Consider the following 25,871-nt stretch of genomic DNA (forward strand, 5'->3'; position numbering starts at 1 on the left):
CTCGGGAATGGTGCGCCGACGAACGCGTTACACATCGGCGTGAGTGAAAAAGTTTGGTTTATCACCGGTACATCACGTGGATTCGGTCGGGAGTGGGCGATCGCCGCGCTGGAACGAGGCGACAAGGTTGCCGCCACGGCGCGTAACACCGCATCGCTGGACGATTTGGTCGCGAAGTACGGCGACGCGCTGTTGCCCATCGGGCTCGACGTCACCGACCGCGACGCGGATTTCGCCGCGGTCACCCAGGCGCACGACCACTTCGGTCGGCTGGACATCGTGGTGAACAACGCCGGCTACGGGCATTTCGGGTTCGTCGAAGAACTGTCCGAGCAAGACGCACGCGACCAGATCGAGACGAACGTGTTCGGCGCGCTGTGGATCACCCAGGCCGCGTTGCCCTACCTGCGCGAGCAGCGCAGCGGCCACATCATCCAGGTGTCGTCGATCGGCGGCATCACCGCGTTTCCGCTCGTCGGCATGTACCACGCGTCCAAGTGGGCGCTGGAGGGCTTCTCCCAGGCGCTGGCACAGGAGGTCGCGCCGTTCGGTGTGCACGTCACGCTGATCGAGCCGGGCGGCTTCGACACCGACTGGTCCGGCCCGTCGGCGAGGCACTCCGAGCCGCTGCCCGCCTATGACGAGGTGCGCGCCGCCGTCCAAGCCGAACGCGGTCGGCGCTGGGCTGCTCCCGGCAACCCGGCAGCGTCGGCCGCCGCGCTGCTGAAGGTGGTCGACGCCGAGCAGCCGCCGTTGCGGGTGTTCTTCGGCGCTTCCCCGCTGCAGACGGCAAAGGCCGACTACCAGAACCGGTTACGGACGTGGGAGCAGTGGCAGCCGGTGGCCGAGCTGGCCCAGGGCTAGCGGCGAAGCGTCACTCGCCCTGCGCGTAGCGCCGTTGCGAGATGCGGGCGCGCGCCCTGGCGATAGGAGACTGCACGGCCGTGTAGTGGCCGAGCAGTTCGTCGCAAATGGCGGGCCAAGTGCGGGCGAGCACGCTCTTGCGCGCCGCCTGCGAATAGCGGGCACGCTCTTGCAGCAGATGCCCCACCGCATCGGGCAGCCGCTGCTCGAATTCGTGGACTCCCAACAGCAATCCGGTGCGCCACGGAGTGACGAGGTCACGCGGCCCGCCTGCGTCGGGGGCGATCACCGGTAACCCCGAAGCCAGCGCTTCTTGCACGACTTGGCAGAACGTCTCGTGCTCGCCGGTGTGCACGAAGACGTCCATGCTGGCGTATGCCGCGGCGAGGTCCGGTCCGTACATCGCGCCGGTGAAAACCGCTGTGGGCATTGCTGATTGGAGTTTGCGTTGGTCGACGCCGTCGCCGACGATGACGACTTGCACGTCACCGGCGGCCGCTAGCCCGGCGAGCCGCTCCACATGCTTCTCCGGCGCGAGCCGGCCCACGAAGCCGACGATCGGCTTGCCGTCCGGCGACCAGTGCCGCCGCAGCGCCTCGTCGCGCGCCGACGGTGCGTACCCCATGATGTCGACCCCGCGCGCCCAGTGATGGACCCGCGGAATTCGATGGGCGACAAGCGATTCCATCGTCGCCGTGGATGGCGCCAGGGTGCGGTCGGCGAGGCGGTGTAGGTGGCGGAACCACGCCCATGCCACCCGCGTCGTGATCCCGATTCCGTAGCTCTCCGCGAATCCCGGTACGTCGGTTTGGTAGACGGCGACGGTCGGCACCCCGAGGTAGCGTGCGGCTCGTACGCCGCCGTAGCCCAGCAGTGCCGGCGAAGCCAGATGCACTACGTCCGGCTGAAACCCGCGCAGCACCTTGAGTAGTCGCGGTCTGGGCACACCCAGCGGCAGTGTGGTGACCTTCGGGAACATCCGCGACGGCACCCGGTGCACCCGGATTCCGTCGTGAATACGCTCGGCGGGAGCTTCACCGGGCGGGGTGTCGGGAGCGATGACCAGAGCTTCGTGGCCGGTGCGGCGCAGATGCTCCAGCACTCGAATTACTGAGTTACTGACACCGTTGACATGTGGCAGGAAAGACTCTGCGACGATCGCAACGCGCACAAGACCATAGTGTCAGCACTGCCTGTCGATAAGGTTGCCGACGGGCATACGGGGCGCGAAATCTGCTGCTAAACGCCTTATCCGTCTTTGCTGCCCACATTTTCGGCCGCATCGCGCCGGTCCAGTCGCTTGTCTAGCAGCGCCAGGCCTACCAGCACAACCATTGCGACCAGCCAGCTGACCACCGCGAGCGACCCCGCCGGGATTATCGCCAACCCCGCGTTGCGGTGCTGCACCCGCACCAGGTTCGGGTCATTTTTGTTGTATTCGACGTATATCCGCATACCCGTGGCCAATTCGGACGGATACAGCACGCCGAGCTCGGGTCGATAGGTGACTCGCTCAGGTGTGACGAATTCGATGGTGGACCGGCGCGGCCCGGCGCTGAGCACCTCCGCCTGCGCCACTCCCATGTTGTGTTGGATCGCGAGGTCGTCGCGCCAGGCGCCGGCCACCAGCAGCACCGACTGCAGCGTGACCAGACCGGCGATGAGCAGCACCGCGATCCGGGAGATTCGCGACGCAATCCGCACCGGGGTCGTCGGTGATGCATCGCTGCGGCCGTGGATCACAATGCGCAGCAATGTTTTTGGAGACTTCACAAGGCGGCCTTGATGGCGGCATGGAGCCCTCGCAATGAGGACCGATCCGCCTTGACCTCCAGCACCCGCATACCCGCACCGGGTTCGCCCAGCGCCGCGTTCAGCTCGCCGACCTCGATCTGGCGGCTTTCGACGTGGTATGCGCGGCACAGCGCGCCGACGTCCACATCGTGCGGGGTGCCGAAGATCCGCGAGGACACATCGGAGAACCTCGGGTCGCCCTGCTCGAGCAACTCGAAGATGCCGCCACCGTTGTCGTTGGACACCACGATGGTCAGGTGCCGCGGCGTCGGTTCGGTGGGACCGATCAGCAGCCCCGAGCTGTCGTGGACGAACGTCAGGTCGCCGATCAGCGCGATGGTGCGGGCCGGACTGTCGCCCACGCCGCTGCGTTCGTGTGCCAGTGCCGCCCCGATCGCGGTGGACACCGTGCCGTCGATGCCGGCGACGCCGCGATTGGACCGGACCCGGATGCCCTCGGTGTTCAGGCCGACCAGGGCGGCGTCGCGGACCGGGTTGGAGGCCCCGAGCACGAGTTGATCGCCTGGCCGCAGCGCGTCGGCCACGGCGGCGGCGACGTGCAGGCCGGTGGTCAGCGGGTGCGCCGCGAGCTGGTCCCGGACCGCCGCGACCGCGTGCCGATTCACCTCCGCGCAGCGCTGCAGCCACGCCGGGTTGGGCGTCCCGGTGGTCACCGCCCGGGTGCCGGTGGCCTGCGAGTTACCCGAGACGTCCGGCCAGCGGGGCCCGGTGGTCAGCGCATACACCGGCACCTGAGGGTCGGCCAGCAGCGCCGAGACCGGGCGATGCAGGGTCGGGCGGCCGAGCATGATCACCTGCCTCGGGCGCAGCCGGGTCAGTGCCAGCGGGTGCAGCGGGTTTGGAGGGCAGCGACCAGAAAATGAAGTTGGTTCGGCCACGATCGGCAGCTGCGCGAGGCTGGGCTGCAGGCCCGCGCCGTGCCCGGCGATCACGACGGTGTCGGGCGTCAGGTCGATTTCCAGCGGCTGGTCGAAGGTGACCGGCGGCGTGTGGGTCCACGGTTTACCGCCGGGCCGACCCTGCGGCGTCACCGCACCATGGGGTTCGCGGTCCGGCACCAGAGGTTCGCGCAGCGGGATGTCGAACTGCACGGGGCCGGCGTTGGCGCTGCGAGAACCCGTGGCAGCCGACAACACCCGGCAGGTGGCCGACCGCCAGGTCGCATTGAGCGAATCCAGCCGTTCCGGTGCATCCTCGGCCAGACCCAGGCTGATGGCGGCGCGAACCTGCGTGCCGAAGTAGCCCAGCTGCTCCATGGTCTGGTTGGCCCCGGTCCCCAGCAATTCGTAGGGCCGGTTGGCCGACAGCACGATCAGCGGCACCCGCGCGTAATTCGCCTCTACCACCGCGGGACCCAGGTTGGCGACGGCGGTGCCCGAGGTCATCGCGATACATACCGGCGCGCCGGCAGCGATGGCCAGGCCGATGGCCAGATAGCCGGCGGTGCGTTCGTCGATGCGCACGTGCAACCGGATCCGGCCGGAGCGATCGGCGTCGTGCAATGCGAATGCCAGGGGGGCGTTGCGCGAGCCCGGGCATAACACCACGTCGCGGACGCCCCCGCGGATCAGCTCGTCAACGACGACGCGAGCTTGTGTCGTCGAGGGGTTCACTCCTACAGGGTGTCACAGCCCGCTCACCGCCCGCCGAACGTGGAGTTGTCGGGCCGAAGGGCCGCTGTTTCGCTCAACAAGTCGACGTTGGGCACAAATCAAACATCCGCGAAGAACTTCAGCGCCACGCTGTTGATCGCCTCGGGCCGCTCCAGGAACCCCAGATGGCCGACGTCGGGTATCTGCACGTAGCGGCCGTTGGGCAGGGCGTCAGCGACCTCGCGACCCAGGTGCGGCGGCGTGATCACGTCGTCGGAGAAACCCATCACCAGCACCGGCGTGGCGATGCCGCGGTACGCCGCGAGCCGGTTGGTCTGCGGAGACACGCTCAGCTGAGTGCGCAGCCCGGGTGTGCGCTTGACCGGCCAGGTCCGGAACATGGTGATCCAGTCGGCGACGGCCACGTCGTCGTTGATAGTTTTGCGCGAAAAGCTCTCCAGCACACGGACTTTCGCCTCATAGGCGGGCGGCAGCTCGGTGTTCGACGCGTAGAGCTGGGTCTCACCGTCGTGAAAGCCCTCACGGGCGCGGTCCAGGCGGCCGCGGGTGGCCATCAGCACCGCGGCTTTCACCAGCTCAGGGCGGGCCACCATCAGCTCCTGGGCGATGTATGCGCCCATCGACACCCCGACGATGCGCGCCGGGGCGGCGCCCAGGGATTCGATCAGGGCCGCGGTGTCGGCGACCATGGTCTGCGTCGTGAACCCCTCGGCGTTTTCGGTGGCACCGATCCCGCGATTGTCGAAGGTGATCACGCGATATCCCGCCGCAACAAACGCCGGAACCTGATGCGGTAGCCAAGTGCGCCCGGGACCGCCGCTGCCGGCGATGAAGACCACGGGCTCACCGCTGCCGCGGTCGTCATAAGCCAGGTTGATCACTCGAAAGACGGTACAAGGAGCGGATAGCAGGCCTTGACCCGGTCGATCCACCACTGCCGCCGCTCGGGCGGTGCCTGTAGCGCGCGCAGCCGCGACGCGTCAGGCGTGACCGGCCCGACGGCCAGGTTCCCGTCGCCGGACCCGACCACCTCGGCGACGTCTTCGACGAACAGCCCGCCGGTGCCCAGCCCGCAGGCATGGCGCAGCTGCGGTAACGCCGCCGCGGCGGTCAGCCCGGCGGCGATGCCCACCGCCGAGTCGAGGGCGCTGGAGACCACGACCGGGATGTCGATCTGCGCGGCGATATCCAGCAGGGCCGAAACCCCGCCCAGCGGAGCGACTTTGAGCACCGCGATGTCGGCGGCGCCGGCGCGGACCACGGCCAACGGGTCGTCGGCCTTGCGGATGCTTTCGTCGGCGGCGATCGGCACGTCGATCCGCCGGCGCAACTCGGCGAGTTCGTCGACGGTGGCGCAGGGCTGTTCGAGGTATTCCAGCCGACCGTCGGCGGTCAGCGCGGCCGCGGCCACCACCGCCTGCTCGACCGTCCAGCCGCCGTTGGCGTCCACCCGCACGGTCGCAACCAGTTCGCGCACCGCGTTGACCCGGTCGACGTCGTCGGCCAGCGTCTGACCCGGCTCGGCGACCTTCACCTTGGCCGTCCCAGCACCGGGAAAACGGGCCAGCACCTCGCTCACCTGGGCGGCGGCCACGGCCGGCACGGTGGCGTTGATCGGGATGCGTTCGCGGCACACCGGCGGCGGCTGCCGGTAGGCGCCCTCGATGCCCGACGCCAGCCAGGCCGACGCTTCGGCGGGCCCGTATTCGACGAAGGCCCCGAACTCGCCCCACCCCGCCGGACCGTCGATCAGCGCGAGCTCACGGGTGGTGATGCCGCGGAACCGCACCCGCATCGGCAGCGCCACCACATGCAGACGCTCCAGCAGGTCTTCGAGACCGGGCAGCCGCGCAGGCCTCACTGGCCGTAGACCTGGCGCCCCGCCAGATACGTCGCACGCACGTCGAGATCGGCGATCTGCTCGGGCGGCACCGTGCGGGGATCTGCCGACAGCACCACCAGGTCCGCGTACTTGCCGACCTCCAGCGAGCCGACCACGTCGTCGGCGAACAGCTGCCAGGCCGCATCGATGGTCTGGGCGCGGATCGCCTGCTCGACCGTCAGCCGCTCCTCGGGCCCCAGCACCCGACCGCTCGGCGCCGTCCGGGTCACGGCCACGCTGATGTTGCGCAGCGGCTCCTCCGGTGTGACCGGCGGGTCGTTGTGCAACGAGATGCGCATCCCGGTGGCCACCGCGGATCCCGCCGGCATCCAACGTGATCCGCGTTCCTCGCCGAACAGTCCGTCGACGATGACGTCGCCCCAGTAGTGGATCTGGTCGACGAAGATGCTGCAGGTGACCCCGAGGTCGGCGGCACGCTGCAGCTGCTCGTTACGGATGGCGCCGACGTGCTCGAGCCGCAGCCGATGATCATCACGCGGATTGCTGCGCAGTGCCTCTTCGTAGACGTCGAGGATGGTGTCGACGCCGGCGTCGCCCTGCACATGGCAGGCCATCTGCCAGCCCCGCGGGTAGTACGCGCCCACGATCTCGCGAAGTTGGTCGGCGGTGTAATTGGCGCAGCCGCACGAACCCGGCTGCACGCCGATCGTCCGGGTGGCCTCGGTGTCCAGGTAGGGAAACGACAGCGCGATGTTGCCGATCCACGGCGACCCGTCGACCCAGATCTTGATGCCGACCTGGCGCAGCATGTCGTCGCCCTGGCCGGGTGTGGCGGTCGTGGCCATCTGCGGATTGGAGACCTCATAGGTGCGCAGCCGGACCGTGAGCTCATCGCGCAGGCCCTCGACCAGCGGCCCGAAGTTCGGGTCGAACGCCATCTCCGAACAGGTGGTCAGCCCGGCCCGGTTCAGCCGGGCGCACTCGTCGAGCAGCATCGCCGGGTAGCTATCGGCCTGGATGGCCGCGCCCAGCAGCGGGAACACCGCGGCGATCTCCTCGGCGGTGCCGTCGAGGTTCCCGTTGGCGTCGCGCCCGTACTTGGCGCCCTTGGGGTCCGGGGTGTCGCGGGTCAGCCCGTTGAGCTGCGCGGCGTGCGAATTGAAGAAGGCCTTGTGCCCGGAGTTGTGGATGATCACCAGCGGGTTGTCCGGCGCGATGTCGTCGAGCCAGGCCAATGTCGGTTCGGGCAGGCCGGACTGCAGCAGCGCGTCCCAGCCGTTCAGGTAGGCGCCCGCCGATCCGCGCTGGGCGACCTCGCGGCGGATTGCCGCGACGACGTCGTCGGGGCCGGGGACGGTGACCGGGCGAATGTCGACGATGCGGTCCGACAGCGCGACGGCCTCCATCAGCGGATGGCCGTGTGCCTCGATGAATCCCGGCATGACGCAGCCGTCGCCGATGTCAATGGTTTGGGTGTCGGCGCCGACGAAGCCGGCGACATCCGATCGGCTGCCGACGGCGATGATCCGCCCGTCGGCGATGGCGAGCGCCTCGGCGGTGGGCCGTGCGTCGTCGACGGTCAATACGGTTCCGGTGATGACTAATTCAGCGACGGGGTCTGCATTGGCCATGGGCAGAAAGCCTAGTGCTGCGGCCGCCGTTCGAGGGGGTAGCAGACAAGAATTGCAACACGTTCTAGTCTGGCCACATGAGTGACGATCTGTTGCGCCATCCGACCCACAACGGCCACTTGCTGGTGGGCGCGCTCAAGCGCCACAAGGACCGCCCGGTGCTGTTCCTCGGCGACACCACGCTGACCGGTGGCCAAATGGCCGAGCGGATCAGCCAGTACACCCAGGCGTTCGAGGCGCTGGGCGCCGGCACCGGCGTGACCGTGGGCCTCCTGTCGCTGAACCGGCCCGAGGTGCTGATGATCCTCGGCGCCAGCCAGACCCAGGGCTATCGACGCACCGCCCTGCATCCGCTGGGGTCGCTGGATGACCACGCCTACGTACTCTCCGACTGCGGGGCCAGCTCGCTGATCGTTGACCCCAACCCGATGTTCGTCGAGCGCGCGCTGGGGCTGCTGGAGAAGGTGGACTCGCTCAAGCAGATCCTCACGATCGGCCCGGTGCCCGAGGCACTGAAGGGCGTGGCGGTCGACCTGTCGGAAGAGGCGGCCAAATACCAGCCCAAGCCATTGGTGGTCGCCGAGCTGGCACCGGACCACATCGGGGGCATGGCCTACACCGGCGGGACCACCGGCAAGCCCAAGGGCGTCATGGGTACCACCGGGAACATCGCCGCCATGACCCAGATCCAGCTCTCGGAGTGGGAGTGGCCCGAGCACCCGCGGTTTCTGATGTGCACTCCGCTGTCGCACGCCGGTGCGGCGTTCTTCACGCCCACGGTGGTCAAGGGCGGCGAGATGGTGGTGCTGAGCAAGTTCGATCCCGCCGAAGTGCTGAAAACCATTGAGGAGCAGAAGATTACGGCAACCATGCTGGTGCCGTCGATGCTGTACGCGCTGATGGACCACCCGGATTCACACACCCGGGACCTGTCGTCGCTGGAGACCGTCTACTACGGCGCCTCGGCGATGAACCCGGTGCGGCTGGCCGAGGCGATCCGGCGATTCGGCCCGATCTTCGCCCAGTACTACGGCCAGTCCGAGGCGCCGATGGCGATCACGTACCTGGCCAAGGCAGACCACGACGAGAAGCGGCTCACCTCGTGCGGGCGCCCGACGCTGTTCGCCCGAGTGGCGCTGCTGGGCGAGGACGGCAAGCCGGTGCCCGACGGCGAGCCCGGCGAAATCTGCGTCAGCGGACCGCTGCTGGCGGGCGGCTACTGGAATCTGCCCGAGGCGACGGCCGAGACGTTCAAGGACGGCTGGCTGCACACCGGCGACATGGCGCGCGAGGACGAGGACGGCTTCTACTTCATCGTCGACCGGGTCAAGGACATGATCGTCACCGGCGGCTTCAACGTCTTCCCCCGCGAGGTCGAGGACGTTATCGCCGAGCACGCGGCGGTCGCGCAGGTGTGCGTGGTCGGCACGCCGGACGACAAGTGGGGGGAGGCCGTGACCGCGGTGGTGGTGCTGCGGTCCGACGCACCGACCGACGACGCCGCGATCGAGGCGATGACCGCCGAGATCCAGGCCGCGGTCAAGGACCGCAAGGGTTCGGTGCAGTCGCCCAAGCGGATCGAGATCGTCGACGCGCTGCCGTTGACCGGGCTGGGCAAGCCGGACAAGAAGGCCGTCCGGGCGCGGTTCTGGGAAGGCGCCGGCCGCGCCGTGGGCTGAGTCTCGGCGCCCAGCGCCCGGCCAGCCGGGCACTCGCGTCCCCGCGCTCGGCTGGCCGGGCGTTCGGCGGGTTGATCGGGCGATCCCCGCGACCAGCTGGCCGAGCAGGCGTTCGTCGTTACTCGATATCGGTGCGGAGTTCCCAGGGCTGCATGCCGAGTGCATCTGCAAGGTGCCTCTGCACCTGGACGCCGGACGGCAGCGGGCGCCAAAATATGGTCACCTCGGCGATCTTGCCGTCCGCGTCGAGCAGGATGTAGTCCATGCCGTTGACCACGGTGTCTTCGATCTGCAGCCGAAAGTGCGCGGCGTGGTGCGTCTCGCCGCTGAGGACTTCCGTATAGGTGAGGTCGGCCGCCACCGCGCCGACCCCTCGCATGGCTTCCAGGACTGCCTCGCGGCCAGTGGTTGGATCGTCGCCGAGCGGGCTGTACAGCACCACGTCCTCGGCGAGGATGCCGGAAAGACCGTCTTTGTCTGCGCCGCCGTGCATGCAGTCGACGAAGGATTCCACGGTGTCGCGGTGCGGGGCGAAGGTGGTCATGGCTACTCCTTGTGTGCTTCTACTTTGTTGCGTGTGAGACCCGGTCGGTGCGCTCCACCGGCTCGAGTCGGTGTGCCAGGTCATCAAGGTGAGATGAGGATCACCGGAAATCGGAAGGCCGGTCCGGTGCGACGACGTCTTTGTCGGCGTACGTCCCGGTGTCTGGCACTCAGATCACTGTGGTGCCGCCGTCGACCACCAGCTCCATGCCATTGACATAGCTCGAGTCGTCGGAGGCGAGGAACAACGCGGCCGACGCGATCTCCTCTGGGCGGCCCATCTCTCGCCGCGGGATCACCGACTCGAACTGCGCCTTCATCTCCTCGTCCATCACCTCTTCCAGCATCGGTGAGGCGACCTGGCCCGGGGTCAGCACGTTCACCCGAATCTTCCTGTCCCTCAACTCCGACACCCACACCCGTGCGTAGGCGGGCAGCACGGCCTTGCTTCCCGCATACACACTCCAATTGGGGTAGCCCCGCAGCGAGGCGTTTGACCCGGTCATGAAGATCGAACCGCCATCGTTGAACAGCGGGAGCGCCTTCTGCACCGTGAACAGCGTGCCGCGCGCGTTCAACCAGAAGGCGTCATGGAAGTCCTCCTCGGTGATCTCACCGAGCTTGTTCTGCTTGCCCACCCCGGCGCTCGCCCACAACACGTCGATCGCGCCCTTTTCCTGCTTGACCTTGTCGAACAAACGGTCCAGATCGCCGAGGTCGGCCGAATCGCCCTGCACGCCAGTCACGTTCCGCCCGATCTGTTCGACGGCTTCTTCCAGCGCGTCCTTCCGTCGGCCCGTGATGAAGACGTGAGCTCCTTCGTCAACGAACAACTTGGCACCGGCCAGCGCCATACCACTTGTCGCGCCGGTGATCACCGCGACCTTGCCATCGAGCTTTCTCACGATCACTCCATTCATTCGAAGGTGCAGATGTTATGTACACCGATCTGTGTGCTTACCGTATCGGACGGTTATGCGGAATGCAAGCTATGCACACCGATCTGTACCCAGCAGGGCTACGCTGGGTGTATGACGGAATTAGAGAAGGGGCCGCGAGGCCTGCGCCGCGGCAGGGGCGCACGAGAGCGCATCCTCGGCGCTTCACAACAACTGTTCCGCGATCAAGGCATCAACCGCACCGGCCTGGACCAGCTCTGCGCGGTGGCCCAGGTGTCCAAGCGCACGTTCTACCAGCACTTCACCGGCAAGGATGAGCTGATCGCCGAACACCTACGCCGATTCGATCCCGACATCCTGCCCGAAGTGTTCGACCGCACCGACCTCACACCCCGCGAACGGCTCCTCGCCGCCTTCGACATTCACGCGCCCCTGTGCCCGTTCATCGCGGCGGCCGTCGAAATCCACGACCCGAGCCACCCCGCACGCCTACGCGCCCGCGACTACAAGAACGCTTTTGCCGCGCGGCTCACCGAAACCGCCCGCGAGGCCGGCGCCACCAACCCCGAACAACTCGGCGAACAACTGGCGCTGCTCTTGGATGGCGCGTCGGCCCGCAACCGAGTCCTCAGCACCGAAACCTTCGCCACCGCCGCCGCCATCGCAGCCGTCCTCGTCGACAACGCCATCCCAAGGGCAGCGGTACCACCCCGCGCAGGCGGGAACCTGTCAACAGGGACGGGGACGCGTGCCGGATCCGGCGGCGAGCTCAGCCGAAGTTGACGATCGCCAGCCGGAACGCAAGCTACAGATGAATCAGTCTCCTCGTGTCCGGTTCCGCAGCTTGGCGGAGCACTCCGTGTGCGGTGGCTTCGCCACTTCATCCCGTCGGCGCGGAGGGTTCCTTGACCGCCTCTACGCAGACGGTGATCTCGACAGTGTCCCCGACCAGCGGGCCGCCTCCGGTTAGCACGGGAGTGTCGGTCAGGACGCCGAAATCACTACGCTTCAGCTTGATCACACCTTCGAACCCGGCCACTTCACCGCGACCCATGCCAGGGCTCACGCCGAGAAACGAGAACTCCAGTGGTATGCGTTTGGTGGTTCCGCGCAGGGTGAAATCAGCCACGAGCACCCAGTCGTCCTTCCCGGTGCCGTGCATGTCGACCGAGACGAGGGTGGCAGTGGGGAACTCGTCGGCCCCGAAGATGGCGGGTGCCCGTAGGTGCTCGTCGCGGTCCGGGTTGCCGGTATTCACCGACCCGACCGCTACCGTGACCGCAACGCTCGGAGTTCCGTTCTCCGGCACCGTGATCGCACCGGAGAAGTCGCCGAACCGGCCACGTACCCTACCCACCACCAGGTGGCGGACCGAGAACGTGATGGAAGAGTGGACGGGGTCGATCGTCCACGTACCGGGGGTGAGATTTCGCCCGGCAGTCGAGTCCACCTGGATGCTCTTTTCGAGCTCGGTCGGTAATTCGTAGAGATTGCGCAAGACCAGGGCGTTGCGGGCTTGGATGAGTACGCCACCCTCGTCGATACGTCCGAGTTCGATCGGGGCGAAGCCGAGATCGGTGCACAGCCCGGCTACTACCGCGCTCGCCGCGGAGTCGTTGCTGGACACGAAGACTACGCGTCTCCCGAACTCGAACGGGCGCTTCTCGGCGAGCTGCCTAGCAGCGGTTTGGTTGAACGACTTGACCACCGCGGCGCCGGGGAAGGCCTCGGCGTTGAAATCAGTCGACAGCTGGCCGCCCAGGATTTCCTCGGAGTTGGGCACCAGAAACGCGTTCGCCGTGTCGACGACGATCTTGCCGGACCATTCTGCGCGGCGCCGACCCAACTCGCGGACCTGCAAGAACGGTATGGCCAGGATGATCACGTCCGCATCCAGGGCTGTGTCGAGGGTGACCGGCGAGATCGAGGCGGACAGTTCGGTGACGTCGATCGTCTCCGGACCTCGCGTGTTAGCGAAGAGTGCCGGGACGTGGTGGTCGGAGAACCGTTGCGCCAGAAGCGCGCCGATGCTGCCGGTGCCCACGACGGCGTACTGCAGAGCGCTGGTCATCGCACGACCTCCGAGGTCCGAGCGGCCGCGATAAAGACCGCCATTGCCAGGAACACGGCGTTCACGGGCCACTGCTTGTACTCCGCGCGTCGACCCTGGAACACCGCCGCGCCCACCTGCAGCAGCGCGAGGCCCACAGCTGCGGCGGGCGTCAGGATGGGCGCGATGCCGGTGAGCCACGGGAGGATAAGACCGAGAGCGCCGGCCACCTCGACGCCGCCGATGAGTTTGAGCGACGTCGCGGACAACGCCTCGGCGGCGGCAGCCATGGAGGGGTTGTTCGCCAGGCGCTCCTTCGGCGTCAACAGTTTCGTGCCACCGGCGAAAAGATATGCGGCGGCGAGTAATCCGGACGCGATCCACACCGCGATGTTCACGCGTGCTCCTTGAAGACGTGTGTGTGCGAACAGGGGCGACGGCCCGACCGGTCGCACCCGCGAGCGACGGCGCTGGCCATGTTCCCGGTGCCGATGATGCTGACGTTGCTCATGAAATGTCCTGTCTTGGTTGATGTTCGAAAAGTTTGACTCCTCCACCTTGAGCCCGCCTGAGTGCCGTGTCAGCAAAGCGGGGAGGCGTGGAGGCTTTTGGAAATCGACCGAACCGGCGGAGCCCTCGTGAAGGAGGGCACGGCCTCGGTTGTTACTCCCCATTTGTGCGCAGTTCCCAGGGCTGCATGCCGATCGCATCCGCAAGGTTGCGCTGCAGCGCGACGCCGGCCGGCAGCGTGCGGTAAAAGATGCTCACCTCGGCGATCTTGTCGTCCTCGTCGAGCAGGACGAAGAAGATTCCGTTGACCGCGGCGTCTCCGACTTGCAGCCGGAAGTGCGCGGCGTGGTGCGTCTCGCCGCTGAGGACCTCCAGATAGGTGTCGTCGGACGACAGTCCGTTAACGGTCTTTATTGTTTCGACAGCGGCCTTACGGCCGACGACTGGCTCATCGCCGAACGGGCCGTACAGCCGCACATTCTCGGCGAGCAAAACTGTGAGGGTGTCTTTGTCTGCGCCGCCGTTGATGCAGTCGACGAAAGACTCCAAGGTGTCGCGGTGCGGGGCGAACGTGGTCATCGTTACTCCTCGTAGCGGGTGAGACTCGGTCGGCGCGCTTAGGCCGTCAGCCGGCCGGGAAGTAATTGCCGTTGTCCAAATCGGCGAACAGGCCGGGCTGAGCGGGTTCCCAGCCCAGCGTCTGGCGCGTGATAAGGCTGGTCGCCGGGAAGGACCCCGTGACCAAATTCGTAAGGGGCCCAAAGTATCCCGGCAGCATCAGAACGTCCACGGGAACGCTCACGGCGGGTAAGTCCAGATGGCTGCCAATGGCCTCGGCGATCTCACGGAACGGGATGCCCCCTTCCGCAATCGCGTGCCAATATTTGCCGGCCGGACCCTTCTCCAGCGCCAAACGGAACACGGAGGCGACATCGCGAATGTGCACGGCGCACCACAGGTTCGCGCCCTCTCCGGGGTAACCGGCGACGCCCTTCTCCTTCGCGGTCCCGATCAGCCCTGGGAGGAACCCGGCACTGTCGGTCGTGCTGTGCGCGATGAGCGGAAGCCGCACGATCGAAGACCGCACTCCCTGCTCGGCGAGACCGACTACGGCGCGTTCCACGACGTTCCGAACCCGCAGGGTGCCCTTGTACTCATCGCCGCTGGGCAGGGCCGGGTCCTCCTCGGTGGCCGGTCGGCCCAGGACCCCGGCCGAGCCTATGCTGCCGGCCGCGACCAGCGGCTTTCCGGTCCCCGCCAGTGCCTCGCCGTACGCGAGCATGATCGGGAGCTCCGCATCGGCCACGGCGTCCATTCCGCCGGAAGGAAGCAAGTCTTGCCTGTGTGCGACGTGGATGACGCCGTCGGAGTCCGCGGCCGCCTCCTTGAGCCCGTCGAGATCCTCGAGGCTGCCGCGACGCACCTTCGCCCCGACCGCGGACAGGGCCGCTGCGGACATCTCCGACCGGGCCAGACCGGTGACCTCGTGTCCGGCGGCTATGAGCTCGGGGACGATGTACGAACCGGCATGGCCGGTCCCTCCGGTAACGAAAACACGCATGTGGCTTTCCTTCTGACGGTAGGTGGAGTGGGTGTTCTTCTCGTGCCGCAGAACGACTGGCGTCATGGAGCGCAAGAAGTGGTGGTGCTGGTGCGCTCAGCTGAGAATGTTGACGCCGAGGCAGAAGTTGGTGTGCTTGACGGAATGGGTCATGAGGCCCATCTCCAAGAGGCCCGCGCCCTCCAGCCAGTGCGCCATGCTCAGGTCGCCGGTGTCCAGCGGGCGCAGTCCGAGGCTCGTGATGAACGCTGACACGCTCGCTTTGGCCTGCGCGTCATCGCCGGCCATGAACACGTCCAGCGGGCCGCCTGCAGCCAGGACGTCGCGGAAGAGGGTGTTGAACGCCTTGACGACATGGGCGCTTTCGGTTGCGGCCTTCGCGATCTCCTGCGCGCCGGAACTGCCGTCGGGGGTGACAAGGCCCTTGGCGTCGGGGGAGAAGGTGTTGGTGATGTCGACGATGATCTTTCCGGCCAGCGCGTCCCCGTACTGACTGACGACCGGCACGGCGCTGTCGAACAGGACGGCGAGGATGACGATCTCGCCGGCAGGGGCGGCGCCCCACGTTCCGACCGTGGCGCCGTTGCCGATCTCCTTGGCCAGGGCTGCGGCCTTGGCTGGATCGCGAGAAATGACTTCGACGGCGTTGCCGCCCTTGACGGCCAGGGCGCCGATGGCACTGGCCATGTTCCCCGAGCCGATGATGCTGACGGTGCTCATGACGTACTCCCGTCTTGATTGACGATCGAAAAGGTTGACTACTCAACCATATGTAGAAATGGGTGATGCGTCAACCAATCGGGGTAGCATGGGCTGATGGAACCGACCTGGCTGAGCCCTCGTGAAGACCGCGCCTGGCGGGCCTTCCAGCACGCGCATCATCAGCTCGGCGCGCACCTGAACCGCGGCCTGCAGGAGTCGGGCTTGTCGGGGGCCGACTACCAGGTCCTGGCGGTGCTCTCGGAGCACGACGGGGACCGCATGCCCGCGCGCCAACTGTGCAATGCGCTGGGCTGGGAGAAGAGCCGTGTCTCCCACCAGGTGCGGCGCATGCAGAACGACGGGCTGATCTGTCGCGAGCCCAACCCCGACGACGCCCGCAGCACCATGGTCTGCCTGCTGCCGGCTGGCCGCGCCGCCGTTGAGAAGGCGGCGCCGCGGCACGTGGAGGACGTCCGCCGGAACTTCATCGACCTGCTTACCCCGGCCGAGCTCGAAATGCTCGCCGCCCTCAACGAACGAGTCCTGCGCCACCTGGCCAAAGACGACGACTCCCCCGCCTAAGACGAGCCCTCATAGCCTTCATCGGCCGTGAGGTGTTGACCTTCATGCTGGCTTGAAAGCTGGCTTCACGCTCGGCAGGGAGGCGGGGCTAGCACGCGATCCCTGCGACCAGCAGGTCGAGCATGCGGCCCCGCTGCTCCGGCGAACTGCTGGCCAGAAAGATGCCGATCAGACTGGACACCACATCGTCGGCCTGCACGTCGGCGCGCAGGGTCGCGTCGTCGGCACCGGCCCGCAACAGCATCTCGACGGCACCCACAATGCTGTCGCGAGTCTGACTGGGCTCCATGGCGCCGGAGTCGAAGATCGCGTGCAACGACTCGGCCATCCCGCGCTTGGCGGCCACGAAGCCGGCGTAGCGGTCCATCCAGCGCCGCAGGGCTGTCTTCGGCGGATGCCGCTTGAGCAGCTGCTCGGCCGCCGCCGCGACCTCGGCGAGCTCCGCCCGGTAGATCGTCTCGACGAGGGCCTCGCGGTTGGGAAAGTGGCGGTACAGCGTGCCGATCCCGACGCCCGCGTCGCGGGCAATCGACTCGAGCGAAACCGGCCGCCCTTCCGCGGTGGCGAATGCGGCGGTGGCCACCTCAAGCAGTCTTTCGCGATTGCGGCGCGCATCAGACCGTTCAGCCAAAGCGGAGGTTCCTCCGTTTCTGCTACGTTGAGAGAAGCGGAGGGACCTCCGCATTTCTCCAGTCTGGCACAAGGGAGCACCATGACGGACAAACCACAGCCCGGCGGTACCAGTGATATCGGCACGTTCACGGTGAGCCGCGTCGGCTACGGCGCCATGCAACTGTTCGAGGCCGCGTCTGTCGAGGACGCGGCCGCCGTGCTGCGTCGCGCCGTCGAACTCGGCGTCAACCACATCGACACCGCGTCGTTCTATGGCCCCGGCGAGGTGAACCGCCGGATCCGCACGGCACTCGCTCCCTACCCCGACGACCTCGTCATCGTCAGCAAGGTCGGCGCGCGATACACGGGCGAAGATCCGATACCCCTGACCGCCGCGCAGAAGCCCGCCGAGCTGCGTGCCGCCGTCGAGGACGACCTGCGCGAGCTCGGCCTGGACCGCATCCCGGTGGTCAATTTGCGGCGCATGGATCTCGGCCCCGGTGTGGGTGCCGAGGGCGACCAGATCGTCGACCTCGACGACCAGCTGGCCGAGATGATCGCGCTGCGCGATGAGGGCAAGGTCGGCGAGATCGGGATCAGCAGTGTGCCGCTCGAGGTGCTGCAGAGCGCATTGCCGGCGGGCATTGTGTGCGTGCAAAACGCTTACAGCCTGCTCGACCGCTCCCAAGAAGAGATGGTCGACGTCTGCGTGGACGAGGACATCGCGTGGGTGCCCTACTTCCCGCTCGGGTCGGCGTTCCCGGGCTTCCCCAAGGCCACCGGCAACCCCGTGGTGGTCGACATCGCCGGCGAACTCGGCGCCACACCGGCCCAGGTCGGGTTGGCCTGGTTGCTCGCTCACGCGCCGAACGTGTTGCTGATCCCGGGAACAAAGTCGGTCGCGCACCTCGAGGAGAACATCGGCGCGGGGGACGTCACGCTGAGCGCCGAGGCGATCGCCCGGTTGGACGCCGTCACCACCCCGGGGGCAGACCCGTGGGCGCTCGGTGTCGAACCCTTCCTGGAGGCGCCGCAGACCTGACTACTGTGACAAGCATGGCTGAACGGATCACGCCGCCCTGGTGGCTGAAACCGGCGAACAAAGTTTTCATCCAGATGTCGCGGCTGGGAATGAGTTTCGGCGGCGAGAGCCCCGTCGTGCTGACGGTGCCGGGACGCAAATCGGGACGCGAGCGCTCCACGCCGGTGACGCCGATGACCGTCGACGGCAAACAGTACGTCGTCGCCGGCTTTCCGGGCGCCGACTGGGTGGCCAACGCGCGGGCCGCCGGGCTGGCAACCGTGGCACGCGGTCGCCACACCCAGCGGGTGCGGATGGTGGAGTTGTCCGCGGCCGACGCGCGACCGATTCTGCGGGTGTTCCCTCAAGAGGTGCCCACCGGTGTGGGATTCATGAAGCGGGCCGGCCTGGTCACCGAAGGCCGTCCCGACGAGTTCGAGGCGCTGGCCGGCCGTTGCGCCGTGTTCCGTCTTGACCCGGCATAGGAGTTGAACAGCCTTGAGTGACAACCCATTTGATGCGCAAGCGTGGCGCCCCGTGGACGGCTTCGGCGATCTGACCGACATCACCTACCACCGCCACGTCGACGACGCCACGGTGCGGGTGGCCTTCAACCGTCCCGAGGTGCGCAACGCGTTTCGGCCGCACACCGTCGACGAGCTGTACCAGGTGCTCGACCATGCCCGGATGTCCCCCGACGTGGGCGTGGTGCTGCTGACCGGCAACGGCCCTTCGCCGAAGGATGGCGGCTGGGCGTTTTGCTCCGGCGGCGATCAGCGCATCCGCGGGCGCTCGGGCTATCAATACGCCTCCGGCGAGACCGCCGACACCGTCGACGCCGCCCGCGCCGGGCGGCTGCACATCCTCGAAGTGCAGCGGCTGATCCGGTTCATGCCCAAGGTGGTCATCTGCCTGGTCAACGGCTGGGCCGCCGGCGGCGGGCACAGCCTGCACGTGGTCTGCGACCTCACCCTGGCCAGCCGCGAGCACGCCCGCTTCAAGCAGACCGACGCCGACGTCGGCAGCTTCGACGGCGGCTACGGCAGCGCGTACCTGGCCCGTCAGGTCGGCCAGAAGTTCGCCCGCGAGGTCTTCTTCCTGGGGCGCCCCTACAGCGCCGAGCAGATGCACCACATGGGCGCGGTCAACGAGGTCGTCGAGCACGCCGAGCTGGAGCAGGTCGGTATCCAGTGGGCCGCCGAGATCAACGCCAAATCCCCTCAGGCGCAACGGATGCTCAAGTTCGCATTCAACCTGCTCGACGACGGCCTGGTGGGCCAGCAGCTGTTCGCCGGGGAGGCCACCCGGCTGGCCTACATGACCGACGAGGCGGTCGAGGGCCGCGACGCCTTCCTGGAGAAGCGCGCCCCGGACTGGAGCCCGTTCCCGCGCTATTTCTGAGCGGCCGGGGCCGCCGCCTAGACTGCGGGCCTGTGAGCAAGAGTCCGCTTCGCCGGTTCGCCGACCAGATAGTGCTGGCCAGCATGCGGCCGCCCATGTCACCGCAAGTGCTGGTCAACCGCCCCGCGATGAAGCCGATCGACCTGGACGGGAAGCGGATCCTGCTGACCGGGGCATCGTCGGGCATCGGCGAAGCCGGCGCCGAACAGTTAGCCCAGCACGGCGCCACCGTGGTGGTCGTCGCCCGCCGCCAGGACCGCCTCGACGCGCTGGTGGACCGGATCACCGCCGCGGGCGGCACGGCGCTGTCGATCCCGTGCGACGTCTCGGACATGGACGCCGTGGACGCGTTGGTCGCCGACGTCGAAAAGCGTCTCGGCGGGGTCGACATCTTGATCAACAACGCCGGCCGGTCCATCCGGCGGCCGTTGGCCGAGTCGCTGGAGCGCTGGCACGACGTCGAGCGGACCATCGTGCTCAATTACTACGCGCCGCTGCGGCTGATCCGCGGGCTCGCGCCGGGAATGCTGGATCGCGGCGACGGCCACATCATCAATGTCTCGACCTGGGGAGTGCTGTCGGAGGCTTCACCATTGTTCGCGCCCTACAACGCATCCAAGGCCGCGCTGTCAGCAGTGAGCCGCGTCGCCGAAACCGAGTGGGGTCGACGCGGTGTGCATTCGACGACGCTGTACTACCCGCTGGTGGCCACTGAAATGATCGCGCCGACAAAGGCCTACGACGGGTTACCGGCACTGACATCGGAAGAAGCCGCCGAGTGGATGGTCACCGCCGCCCGCACGCGGCCGGTGCGAATCGCCCCGCGGATGGCGATCGCGGCCAGGGCGCTGGACACCGTCGGGCCCCGCTGGGTGAACACCCTCATGCAACGCCAGAACCTGCAACCCAACCGCGAAGGCGATAGCTGAGGCCGCAGGCGAGTGTTACGGTCGCGACGAGCCCTACCTTCGGGAGGTTGCCATGTCCGATCTGTGGACCACCATCGCGAAAGAGCGCGGCGCGCTCGCCGATGATCTCGCCGGCCTGACGCCGCCGCAATGGGATACGCCGTCGCTGTGCCCGGATTGGACGGTCCGCGACTTGGTCGCGCATCTGTCGGCGACGGCCTCACTGAACCCGGCCACCTTCCTGCTGAGCATCGCCAAAGCCGGCTTCAACTTCGATCGGTTCGCCAACGAGCAGATCGGTAAGCACCGCGGCCCCGATCCGGCCGCCACCCTGAGCGAGTTCCGCGGACGGCAGAACTCCACCTCGGCACCGCCGGGCCCCAAAGCCTCCTGGCTCGGTGAGGTGGTGATCCACGGCGCCGACATCCGCCGCCCGCTGGGCATCCCGCACACCTACGACGTGGGCACCGTTCGTCAGGTACTCGACTTCTACAAGGGCTCCAACATGCTCATCGGCGCCAAGAAACGCATCGCCGGGCTGACCCTGCACGCCACCGACGACGACTGGCAGCACGGACAGGGCCCCGCGGTCCAGGGGCCGTTGCTGTCGCTGTTGCTCGCCATGACCGGGCGGGCCAGCGCGTGCGACGACCTCGCCGGCCCGGGCGCGGCCACGCTGCAAAGCCGATGCGTCGGGGCGGCCCGATAGCGACGTGATAGACACGACGCTATGGAGATCCTGGCTAGCCGGATGCTGCTCCGGCCGGCCGACTATCAGCGGTCGTTGAGCTTCTACCGCGACGAGATCGGGCTGGCTACCTTCCGCGAGTATGGTGCCGGCACAGTGTTTTTCACCGGCCAGGGGCTACTGGAGCTCGCCGGTTACGGCTCCCCCGACCATTCCCGGGGACCCTTCCCGGGCGCACTGTGGCTACAGGTCCGCGACATCGAGGCAACCCAGGCCGAGCTGATCGGTCGCGGGGTGCCGATTGCCCGCGAGGCGCGGCGTGAACCGTGGGGGCTGAAGGAGATGCACGTAACCGATCCCGATGGGATTACGCTGATCTTCGTCGAGGTCCCGGGTGACCACCCGTTGCGCCGAGACACCCGAGGTGAACAACAGGGAAAGTCCGGTTAACTGACAGGTAACATCTGGCGACGAGTCAATATTTACTTGAGTTTCGCCGGTGCCAGCATTCGACAATTTAATTCCCCAACCACCAGAATCAGGCGCTGTGGACATACAACTGTTCCTCTTGATCATTGTCGTAGTCACGGCATTAGCCTTCGATTTCACCAACGGTTTCCATGACACCGCGAATGCAATGGCGACCTCCATCGCCAGTGGCGCGCTGAAGCCCAAGACGGCCGTCGCGCTGTCCGCGGTTCTCAACCTGGTGGGGGCCTTCCTGTCCACCACCGTCGCGGCGACGATCGCCAAAGGCCTGATCGATTCGAGCGTCGTCACACTGGAATTGGTCTTCGCCGGCCTGGTCGGCGGCGTCGTTTGGAACCTGCTGACCTGGCTCCTCGGTATCCCCTCGAGCTCCTCACACGCACTGATCGGCGGCATCGTCGGTGCCACGATTGCTGCCGTCGGCGCGCACGGGGTGATCTGGAAGGGCGTGATGTCCAAGGCGATCATCCCGGCCGTCGTGTCGGTGTTCCTGGCCATCCTGGTCGGGGCGCTCGCGACCTGGTTGGTCTACCGGATCACCCGGGGCCTGCAGAAGGAGCGCACCGAGGCCGGCTTCCGGCGCGGCCAGATCGGTTCCGCGTCGCTGGTTTCGCTGGCGCACGGCACCAACGACGCCCAGAAGACGATGGGCATCATCTTCCTGGCGCTGATGTCTTACGGGTCGGTCAGCAAGAGCGCCGCGGTCCCGCCACTGTGGGTCATCGTGGCTTGCGCCCTGGCGATGGCGACGGGTACCTACCTGGGCGGCTGGCGCATCATCCGCACCCTGGGCAAGGGACTCGTCGAGATCCAGTCGCCCCAGGGAATGGCCGCCGAATCCTCTTCGGCCGCAGTCATTCTGCTCTCCGCACACTTCGGCTACGCGCTGTCGACCACCCAGGTCTGCACCGGTTCGGTGATGGGCAGCGGGCTGGGCAAGCCCGGCGGTGAGGTCCGCTGGGGCGTCGCCGGGCGAATGGCCGTCGCGTGGCTGGTGACGCTTCCGCTGGCCGGTTTGGTCGGGGCCGTCACCTACTGGATCGTCCACTACATCGGCGGCTACCCCGGCGCCGTCGTCGGCTTCGCGCTGCTGGTCGCGGTGTCGACCGTGATCTACCTGCGGTCGCGCAAGACCAAGGTCGACCACACCAACGTCAACGCCGAGTGGGAAGGCGACCTGACCGCCGGACTGGACTCGGACAGCCAAAAGCCACCGAGCGATCAGGGTCCTCGGGTGGGCGACGACACGGTCAGTGCGGGGAGCGCTTCATGAGTCACTTCGGCGATTGGTTCAACTACGAGGCGACGCTGAAGATTCTGCTCTTCAGCATGCTGGCCGGCGCCTTCCTGCCGGGGCTGTTCGCCGTCGGAATCCGGCTGCAGGCTCTCGGCGCCGGAGGAGTTGGCGCTGACGGCGCCACGGCGCAGCGGAATCCGGTGTTATCCGGCCTGGCGTGGCTGATTTACGCGCTGGTCGTCACGGTGATCGTCATCGGGGTGCTGTACATCGCCCGCGATTTCATTGCGCACCACACGGGGTATCCCTTCCTAGGCGCCAAGATTAAGTAGCATCGAATCGTCGTCCACCGAACTACCGAGCCCCCCGGGCGGAGTTGATCGAATGAACCGATTCCTTACCTCGGTTGTCTCGTGGTTACGCGCGGGCTATCCGGAAGGAATTCCACCGACCGATACGTTCGCCCTGCTGGCCCTGCTGGCCAACCGATTGTCGAACGACGAGGTCAAGCTCGTGGCCAACGAGCTGATGATGCGCGGCGATTTCGACAAGATCGACATCGGCGTGATGATCAGCAAGCTCACCGACGAGCTGCCCTCCGAGGAGGACGTCGAGCGGGTACGCGCCCGGTTGCAGGCCCAGGGCTGGCCACTGGACGACCCGCACGACGATGAGTACGACGAGCTCGATGGCGGAGCCCACGCATAGCTGTTCTGCGTGGACTCACCGTCTCCCCCGGCTCCTCGGCCTCAGTGCTGCTACCCGCCCTGGAGCGGGTGCTGGCCGGTCGTGACCCGGCTTTCGTTGCGGCACCACCGGATTCCGCGGCCGAGCTGCAGGCCTTGCGCGTAGGCGAGGCCATCGACGACGACATTGCCCTGGTGGCAACGACTTCGGGTACCACCGGTGCACCCAAGGGCGCCATGCTCACTGCCGCGGCCCTGGCCGCCAGCGCGGCCGCCACCCACGACCGTCTCGGCGGACCGGGCGGCTGGCTGCTGGCGTTGCCGCCGTATCACATCGCCGGAATCCAAGTGCTGGTGCGCAGCGTGCTCGCCGGTTCGGACCCCGTCGAGCTGAACGTCTCCTCCGGGTTCGACCCCGGCGAATTGCCGCGCGCGGTAGGCAAATTGGGGCCCGGACGGCGGTACACGTCGCTGGTTGCCGCCCAACTGGCCAAGGCGCTCGGTGATCCGGCGGCCGCGGCTGCGCTCGCCGAATTGGATGCCGTATTGCTCGGCGGCGGGCCGGCTCCGCACCCGGTGCTCGACGCCGCGGCGGCCGCAGGGATCGCGGTGGTCCGCACCTACGGCATGAGCGAGACCGCCGGGGGCTGCGTCTACGACGGTGTCGCGCTGGACGGTGTGCAGTTGCGGCTGCAGGCCGACAGCCGCATCGTGATCGGCGGCGCCACGGTGGCCAAGGGCTATCGCAACCCGGTTGATCCCGACCCGTTCGCCGAGCTCGGCTGGTTTCGCACCGACGACCTGGGCGCCGTCGACGAGTCCGGCGTGTTGACCGTGTTGGGCCGCGCCGACGACGCGATCAGCACGGGCGGCTTGACGGTGCTGCCGCAGCCGGTCGAGGCGGCGGTCTGCACCCACCCCGCCGTCGGCGACTGCGCGGTGTTCGGAATCGCAGACGACCGGTTGGGGCAGCGGGTGGTCGCGGCCGTCGTGGTGCGGGACGGTTTTCCCCCGCCGACGCTGGACGCGCTGCGGGCGCATGTGGCGCTCACCCTGGACAGCACCGCCGCGCCGCGCGAGTTGCACATCGTCGACGCGTTGCCGCGCCGCGGCATCGGCAAGGTGGACCGGACGGCGTTGATGCGCCGGTTCGCCGCCAATCAATAGGCTGGTCGATCGTGAGGGTTGCTCGCCGAGAGATGCTTGCCGTCGCGGCCGGTGCCGGCCTGGTGGCGGCCGCGGTCGTGCTGCCGTCGCTGGATTGGGGGGTCCGACCGCGCCTCGACATCGGCCCGGAGCGCTTCGCCACGCACGCCCAAGCGGCCCCACTGTTCGGGGCCTGGGAGATCCACGCCAGCTGGGGAACCGTGCCGGCGATTCTGCTCGCCGTCGCCGCCGTGGCCTGGGGACCCCTTGCAGCTCAACGCCTTTCGTGGCGGACGCTGACGCTGGGCACCTGGGCGCTCGGCTGCGGGTGGGCGTTCGCGCTGGCGATGATCGACGGGTGGCAGCGCGGCTTCGCGGGCCGGTTGACCACCAGGGACGAGTACGTGACGCAGGTGCCCGGCATCACCGACATCCCGGCGACGGTGCGCACGTTTTCCAGCCGGATTCTCGACTACCAGCCCAACTCCTGGATCACCCATGTTTCCGGGCATCCGCCGGGCGCCCTGCTGACATTCGTCTGGCTGGACCGGATCGGCCTGCACGGCGGCGCGTGGGCGGGGCTGCTGTGCCTGCTGGTCGGCTCCAGCGCGACGGCGGCCGCGGTGATCGCCATCCGCGCGTTGGCCGACGAGCAGACCGCGCGGCGCGCCGCTCCGTTCGTCGCGATAGCCCCGACGGCGATCTGGGTGGCGGTCTCGGCCGACGGCTACTTCGCCGGCGTCGCGGCGTGGGGCATCGCGCTGCTGGCGGTGGCCGTGCACCGACAGGTTCGGTTCCCCGCACTGGTCGCGGCCGCCGCGGGCCTGCTGCTCGGCTGGGGCGTCTTCCTCAGCTACGGCCTGATGTTGATGGGCCTGCCCGCCGCGGCGGTGCTGGTTTCGGCCAATAACTTTCGAGCGGCGCTGCGGGTCCTGGGCCCCGCCACGTTGACCGCGCTGGCGGTCGCGGTGACCTTCGCCATCGCGGGGTTTTACTGGTTCGACGGCTACAACCTTGTGCAGCAACGCTATTGGCAGGGAATTGCCAAAGACCGGCCGTTCCAGTACTGGTGGTGGGCCAATCTGGCGTGCGTGGTGTGCGCGATCGGGCTGGGCAGCGTCGCGGGCATCACCCGGGCGTTCGACGTTGCCGCCATCCGTCGCCGCTCCGGGTTTCACCTGCTGTTGCTGGCCATGCTGGCCGCGATCGCCTGCGCGGACCTGAGCATGCTGAGTAAGGCCGAGGTGGAACGGATCTGGCTGCCGTTCACCATCTGGCTGACCGCCGCACCCGCGCTGCTGCCGGTCCGGTCACACCGGCTGTGGCTGACGGTCAACGCCGCCGGCGCGCTGCTGGTGAACACCGTCCTGGTCACGCACTGGTAGGCGGAC

Annotated in this window: 29 protein-coding genes; 15 read left to right on the forward strand and 14 right to left on the reverse strand. The window is 67.6% G+C overall.

All coding sequences use genetic code 11. The annotated features are described in order from the left end of the window. Positions 1-39: 39 nt before the first annotated feature. Positions 40-864: an SDR family oxidoreductase gene (locus ACZY0B_RS18100; RefSeq protein WP_463765572.1), complete on the forward strand. Its 825-nt coding sequence runs from the start codon at positions 40-42 to the stop codon at positions 862-864. Between the two features lie 10 nt (positions 865-874). Here ACZY0B_RS18100 and ACZY0B_RS18105 read toward each other — a convergent pair whose 3' ends face one another. The 6 genes from ACZY0B_RS18105 to ACZY0B_RS18130 all read right to left on the reverse strand — a co-directional run bounded on the left by ACZY0B_RS18105 (position 875) and on the right by ACZY0B_RS18130 (position 7,766). Beyond that, positions 875-2,035 (reverse strand): glycosyltransferase family 4 protein, encoded by a 1,161-nt coding sequence (locus tag ACZY0B_RS18105; protein WP_463765573.1) that lies wholly within the window; start codon positions 2,033-2,035, stop codon positions 875-877. A 77-nt stretch (positions 2,036-2,112) separates the two neighbouring features. Then, entirely contained in the window at positions 2,113-2,637 is a 525-nt protein-coding gene (locus tag ACZY0B_RS18110) for a DUF3592 domain-containing protein (protein ID WP_463765574.1), read from the reverse strand. Continuing rightward, the gene (gene menD, locus ACZY0B_RS18115) at positions 2,634-4,292 is read right to left on the reverse strand and encodes a 2-succinyl-5-enolpyruvyl-6-hydroxy-3-cyclohexene-1-carboxylic-acid synthase (RefSeq protein ID WP_463765575.1); all 1,659 of its coding nucleotides are present in this window, start codon (positions 4,290-4,292) and stop codon (positions 2,634-2,636) included. The genes ACZY0B_RS18110 and menD overlap by 4 nt, the downstream gene beginning before the upstream one ends. 98 nt (positions 4,293-4,390) lie before the next feature. Then, the gene (locus tag ACZY0B_RS18120; RefSeq protein ID WP_463765576.1) at positions 4,391-5,173 is read right to left on the reverse strand and encodes an alpha/beta fold hydrolase; all 783 of its coding nucleotides are present in this window, start codon (positions 5,171-5,173) and stop codon (positions 4,391-4,393) included. Next, positions 5,170-6,087 carry an o-succinylbenzoate synthase gene (locus tag ACZY0B_RS18125; protein ID WP_463765637.1) on the reverse strand — a complete coding sequence of 306 codons (918 nt, stop codon included), beginning with the start codon at positions 6,085-6,087 and terminating at the stop codon, positions 5,170-5,172. Before ACZY0B_RS18125 ends, ACZY0B_RS18120 begins: the two co-directional genes overlap by 4 nt. Before the next feature lie 62 nt (positions 6,088-6,149). Beyond that, positions 6,150-7,766, reverse strand: a complete 1,617-nt coding sequence (locus tag ACZY0B_RS18130) for an amidohydrolase (RefSeq protein ID WP_463765577.1) — start codon at positions 7,764-7,766, stop codon at positions 6,150-6,152. A 77-nt stretch (positions 7,767-7,843) separates the two neighbouring features. Between ACZY0B_RS18130 and fadD8 the strand changes: the two genes are divergently transcribed. Then, entirely contained in the window at positions 7,844-9,445 is a 1,602-nt protein-coding gene (gene fadD8 / locus ACZY0B_RS18135; RefSeq protein WP_463765578.1) for a fatty-acid--CoA ligase FadD8, read from the forward strand. A 118-nt stretch (positions 9,446-9,563) separates the two neighbouring features. On the opposite strand, the gene ACZY0B_RS18140 is transcribed toward fadD8, so the two are convergent. Together ACZY0B_RS18140 and ACZY0B_RS18145 are read right to left on the reverse strand one after the other, a co-directional pair. After that, positions 9,564-9,989, reverse strand: a complete 426-nt coding sequence (locus tag ACZY0B_RS18140) for a nuclear transport factor 2 family protein (protein WP_463765579.1) — start codon at positions 9,987-9,989, stop codon at positions 9,564-9,566. Positions 9,990-10,158: 169 nt separating this feature from the next. Next, a complete protein-coding gene (locus ACZY0B_RS18145; protein WP_463765580.1) occupies positions 10,159-10,893 on the reverse strand; it encodes an SDR family NAD(P)-dependent oxidoreductase in 735 nt (244 codons plus the stop codon). 126 nt (positions 10,894-11,019) lie between these two features. On the opposite strand from ACZY0B_RS18145, the gene ACZY0B_RS18150 reads away from it, so the two are divergent. Continuing rightward, positions 11,020-11,670 carry a TetR/AcrR family transcriptional regulator gene (locus tag ACZY0B_RS18150; protein WP_463765581.1) on the forward strand — a complete coding sequence of 217 codons (651 nt, stop codon included), beginning with the start codon at positions 11,020-11,022 and terminating at the stop codon, positions 11,668-11,670. Positions 11,671-11,767: 97 nt separating this feature from the next. On the opposite strand, the gene ACZY0B_RS18155 is transcribed toward ACZY0B_RS18150, so the two are convergent. The 5 genes from ACZY0B_RS18155 to ACZY0B_RS18175 all read right to left on the reverse strand — a co-directional run bounded on the left by ACZY0B_RS18155 (position 11,768) and on the right by ACZY0B_RS18175 (position 15,728). Beyond that, positions 11,768-12,958 carry a YceI family protein gene (locus tag ACZY0B_RS18155; RefSeq protein WP_463765582.1) on the reverse strand — a complete coding sequence of 397 codons (1,191 nt, stop codon included), beginning with the start codon at positions 12,956-12,958 and terminating at the stop codon, positions 11,768-11,770. Then, positions 12,955-13,335: a DoxX family protein gene (locus ACZY0B_RS18160; RefSeq protein WP_463765583.1), complete on the reverse strand. Its 381-nt coding sequence runs from the start codon at positions 13,333-13,335 to the stop codon at positions 12,955-12,957. Before ACZY0B_RS18160 ends, ACZY0B_RS18155 begins: the two co-directional genes overlap by 4 nt. A gap of 265 nt (positions 13,336-13,600) precedes the next feature. Then, entirely contained in the window at positions 13,601-14,026 is a 426-nt protein-coding gene (locus ACZY0B_RS18165; protein ID WP_463765584.1) for a nuclear transport factor 2-like protein, read from the reverse strand. Between the two features lie 46 nt (positions 14,027-14,072). Continuing rightward, positions 14,073-15,008 carry an SDR family oxidoreductase gene (locus tag ACZY0B_RS18170; protein ID WP_463765585.1) on the reverse strand — a complete coding sequence of 312 codons (936 nt, stop codon included), beginning with the start codon at positions 15,006-15,008 and terminating at the stop codon, positions 14,073-14,075. A 96-nt stretch (positions 15,009-15,104) separates the two neighbouring features. Next, positions 15,105-15,728 (reverse strand): NADPH-dependent F420 reductase, encoded by a 624-nt coding sequence (locus ACZY0B_RS18175; RefSeq protein WP_463765586.1) that lies wholly within the window; start codon positions 15,726-15,728, stop codon positions 15,105-15,107. A gap of 96 nt (positions 15,729-15,824) precedes the next feature. On the opposite strand from ACZY0B_RS18175, the gene ACZY0B_RS18180 reads away from it, so the two are divergent. Next, on the forward strand, positions 15,825-16,292 hold the full coding sequence (locus ACZY0B_RS18180; protein WP_463765587.1) for a MarR family winged helix-turn-helix transcriptional regulator: 468 nt from the start codon (positions 15,825-15,827) through the stop codon (positions 16,290-16,292). Between the two features lie 88 nt (positions 16,293-16,380). On the opposite strand, the gene ACZY0B_RS18185 is transcribed toward ACZY0B_RS18180, so the two are convergent. Next, a complete protein-coding gene (locus ACZY0B_RS18185; RefSeq protein ID WP_463765588.1) occupies positions 16,381-16,923 on the reverse strand; it encodes a TetR/AcrR family transcriptional regulator in 543 nt (180 codons plus the stop codon). An 81-nt stretch (positions 16,924-17,004) separates the two neighbouring features. On the opposite strand from ACZY0B_RS18185, the gene ACZY0B_RS18190 reads away from it, so the two are divergent. The 11 genes from ACZY0B_RS18190 to ACZY0B_RS18240 all read left to right on the forward strand — a co-directional run bounded on the left by ACZY0B_RS18190 (position 17,005) and on the right by ACZY0B_RS18240 (position 25,865). Next, positions 17,005-17,946, forward strand: coding sequence for an aldo/keto reductase (locus ACZY0B_RS18190; protein WP_463765590.1), 942 nt, complete (start codon positions 17,005-17,007; stop codon positions 17,944-17,946). A 14-nt stretch (positions 17,947-17,960) separates the two neighbouring features. Further along, positions 17,961-18,410: a nitroreductase family deazaflavin-dependent oxidoreductase gene (locus ACZY0B_RS18195; RefSeq protein WP_463765591.1), complete on the forward strand. Its 450-nt coding sequence runs from the start codon at positions 17,961-17,963 to the stop codon at positions 18,408-18,410. A gap of 13 nt (positions 18,411-18,423) precedes the next feature. Then, positions 18,424-19,326 carry a 1,4-dihydroxy-2-naphthoyl-CoA synthase gene (locus tag ACZY0B_RS18200; RefSeq protein WP_463765592.1) on the forward strand — a complete coding sequence of 301 codons (903 nt, stop codon included), beginning with the start codon at positions 18,424-18,426 and terminating at the stop codon, positions 19,324-19,326. 32 nt (positions 19,327-19,358) lie between these two features. Then, positions 19,359-20,255 carry an SDR family oxidoreductase gene (locus ACZY0B_RS18205; RefSeq protein WP_463765593.1) on the forward strand — a complete coding sequence of 299 codons (897 nt, stop codon included), beginning with the start codon at positions 19,359-19,361 and terminating at the stop codon, positions 20,253-20,255. A 52-nt stretch (positions 20,256-20,307) separates the two neighbouring features. Further along, positions 20,308-20,943, forward strand: a complete 636-nt coding sequence (locus ACZY0B_RS18210; protein ID WP_463765594.1) for a maleylpyruvate isomerase family mycothiol-dependent enzyme — start codon at positions 20,308-20,310, stop codon at positions 20,941-20,943. 21 nt (positions 20,944-20,964) lie between these two features. Beyond that, entirely contained in the window at positions 20,965-21,372 is a 408-nt protein-coding gene (locus ACZY0B_RS18215; protein ID WP_463765595.1) for a VOC family protein, read from the forward strand. A gap of 97 nt (positions 21,373-21,469) precedes the next feature. Then, complete coding sequence (locus ACZY0B_RS18220) at positions 21,470-22,684, forward strand: anion permease (RefSeq protein ID WP_463765596.1); 1,215 nt, start codon at positions 21,470-21,472, stop codon at positions 22,682-22,684. Continuing rightward, entirely contained in the window at positions 22,681-22,980 is a 300-nt protein-coding gene (locus ACZY0B_RS18225) for a hypothetical protein (protein ID WP_463765597.1), read from the forward strand. The genes ACZY0B_RS18220 and ACZY0B_RS18225 overlap by 4 nt, the downstream gene beginning before the upstream one ends. Positions 22,981-23,032: 52 nt before the next feature. Next, entirely contained in the window at positions 23,033-23,356 is a 324-nt protein-coding gene (locus ACZY0B_RS18230; RefSeq protein WP_463765598.1) for a DUF3349 domain-containing protein, read from the forward strand. A 44-nt stretch (positions 23,357-23,400) separates the two neighbouring features. Then, entirely contained in the window at positions 23,401-24,501 is a 1,101-nt protein-coding gene (gene menE / locus ACZY0B_RS18235; RefSeq protein ID WP_463765599.1) for an o-succinylbenzoate--CoA ligase, read from the forward strand. 11 nt (positions 24,502-24,512) lie between these two features. After that, a complete protein-coding gene (locus ACZY0B_RS18240) occupies positions 24,513-25,865 on the forward strand; it encodes a hypothetical protein (RefSeq protein WP_463765600.1) in 1,353 nt (450 codons plus the stop codon). Positions 25,866-25,871 lie beyond the last annotated feature (6 nt).

This window comes from Mycobacterium sp. IDUB_19 (genome assembly GCF_055419445.1).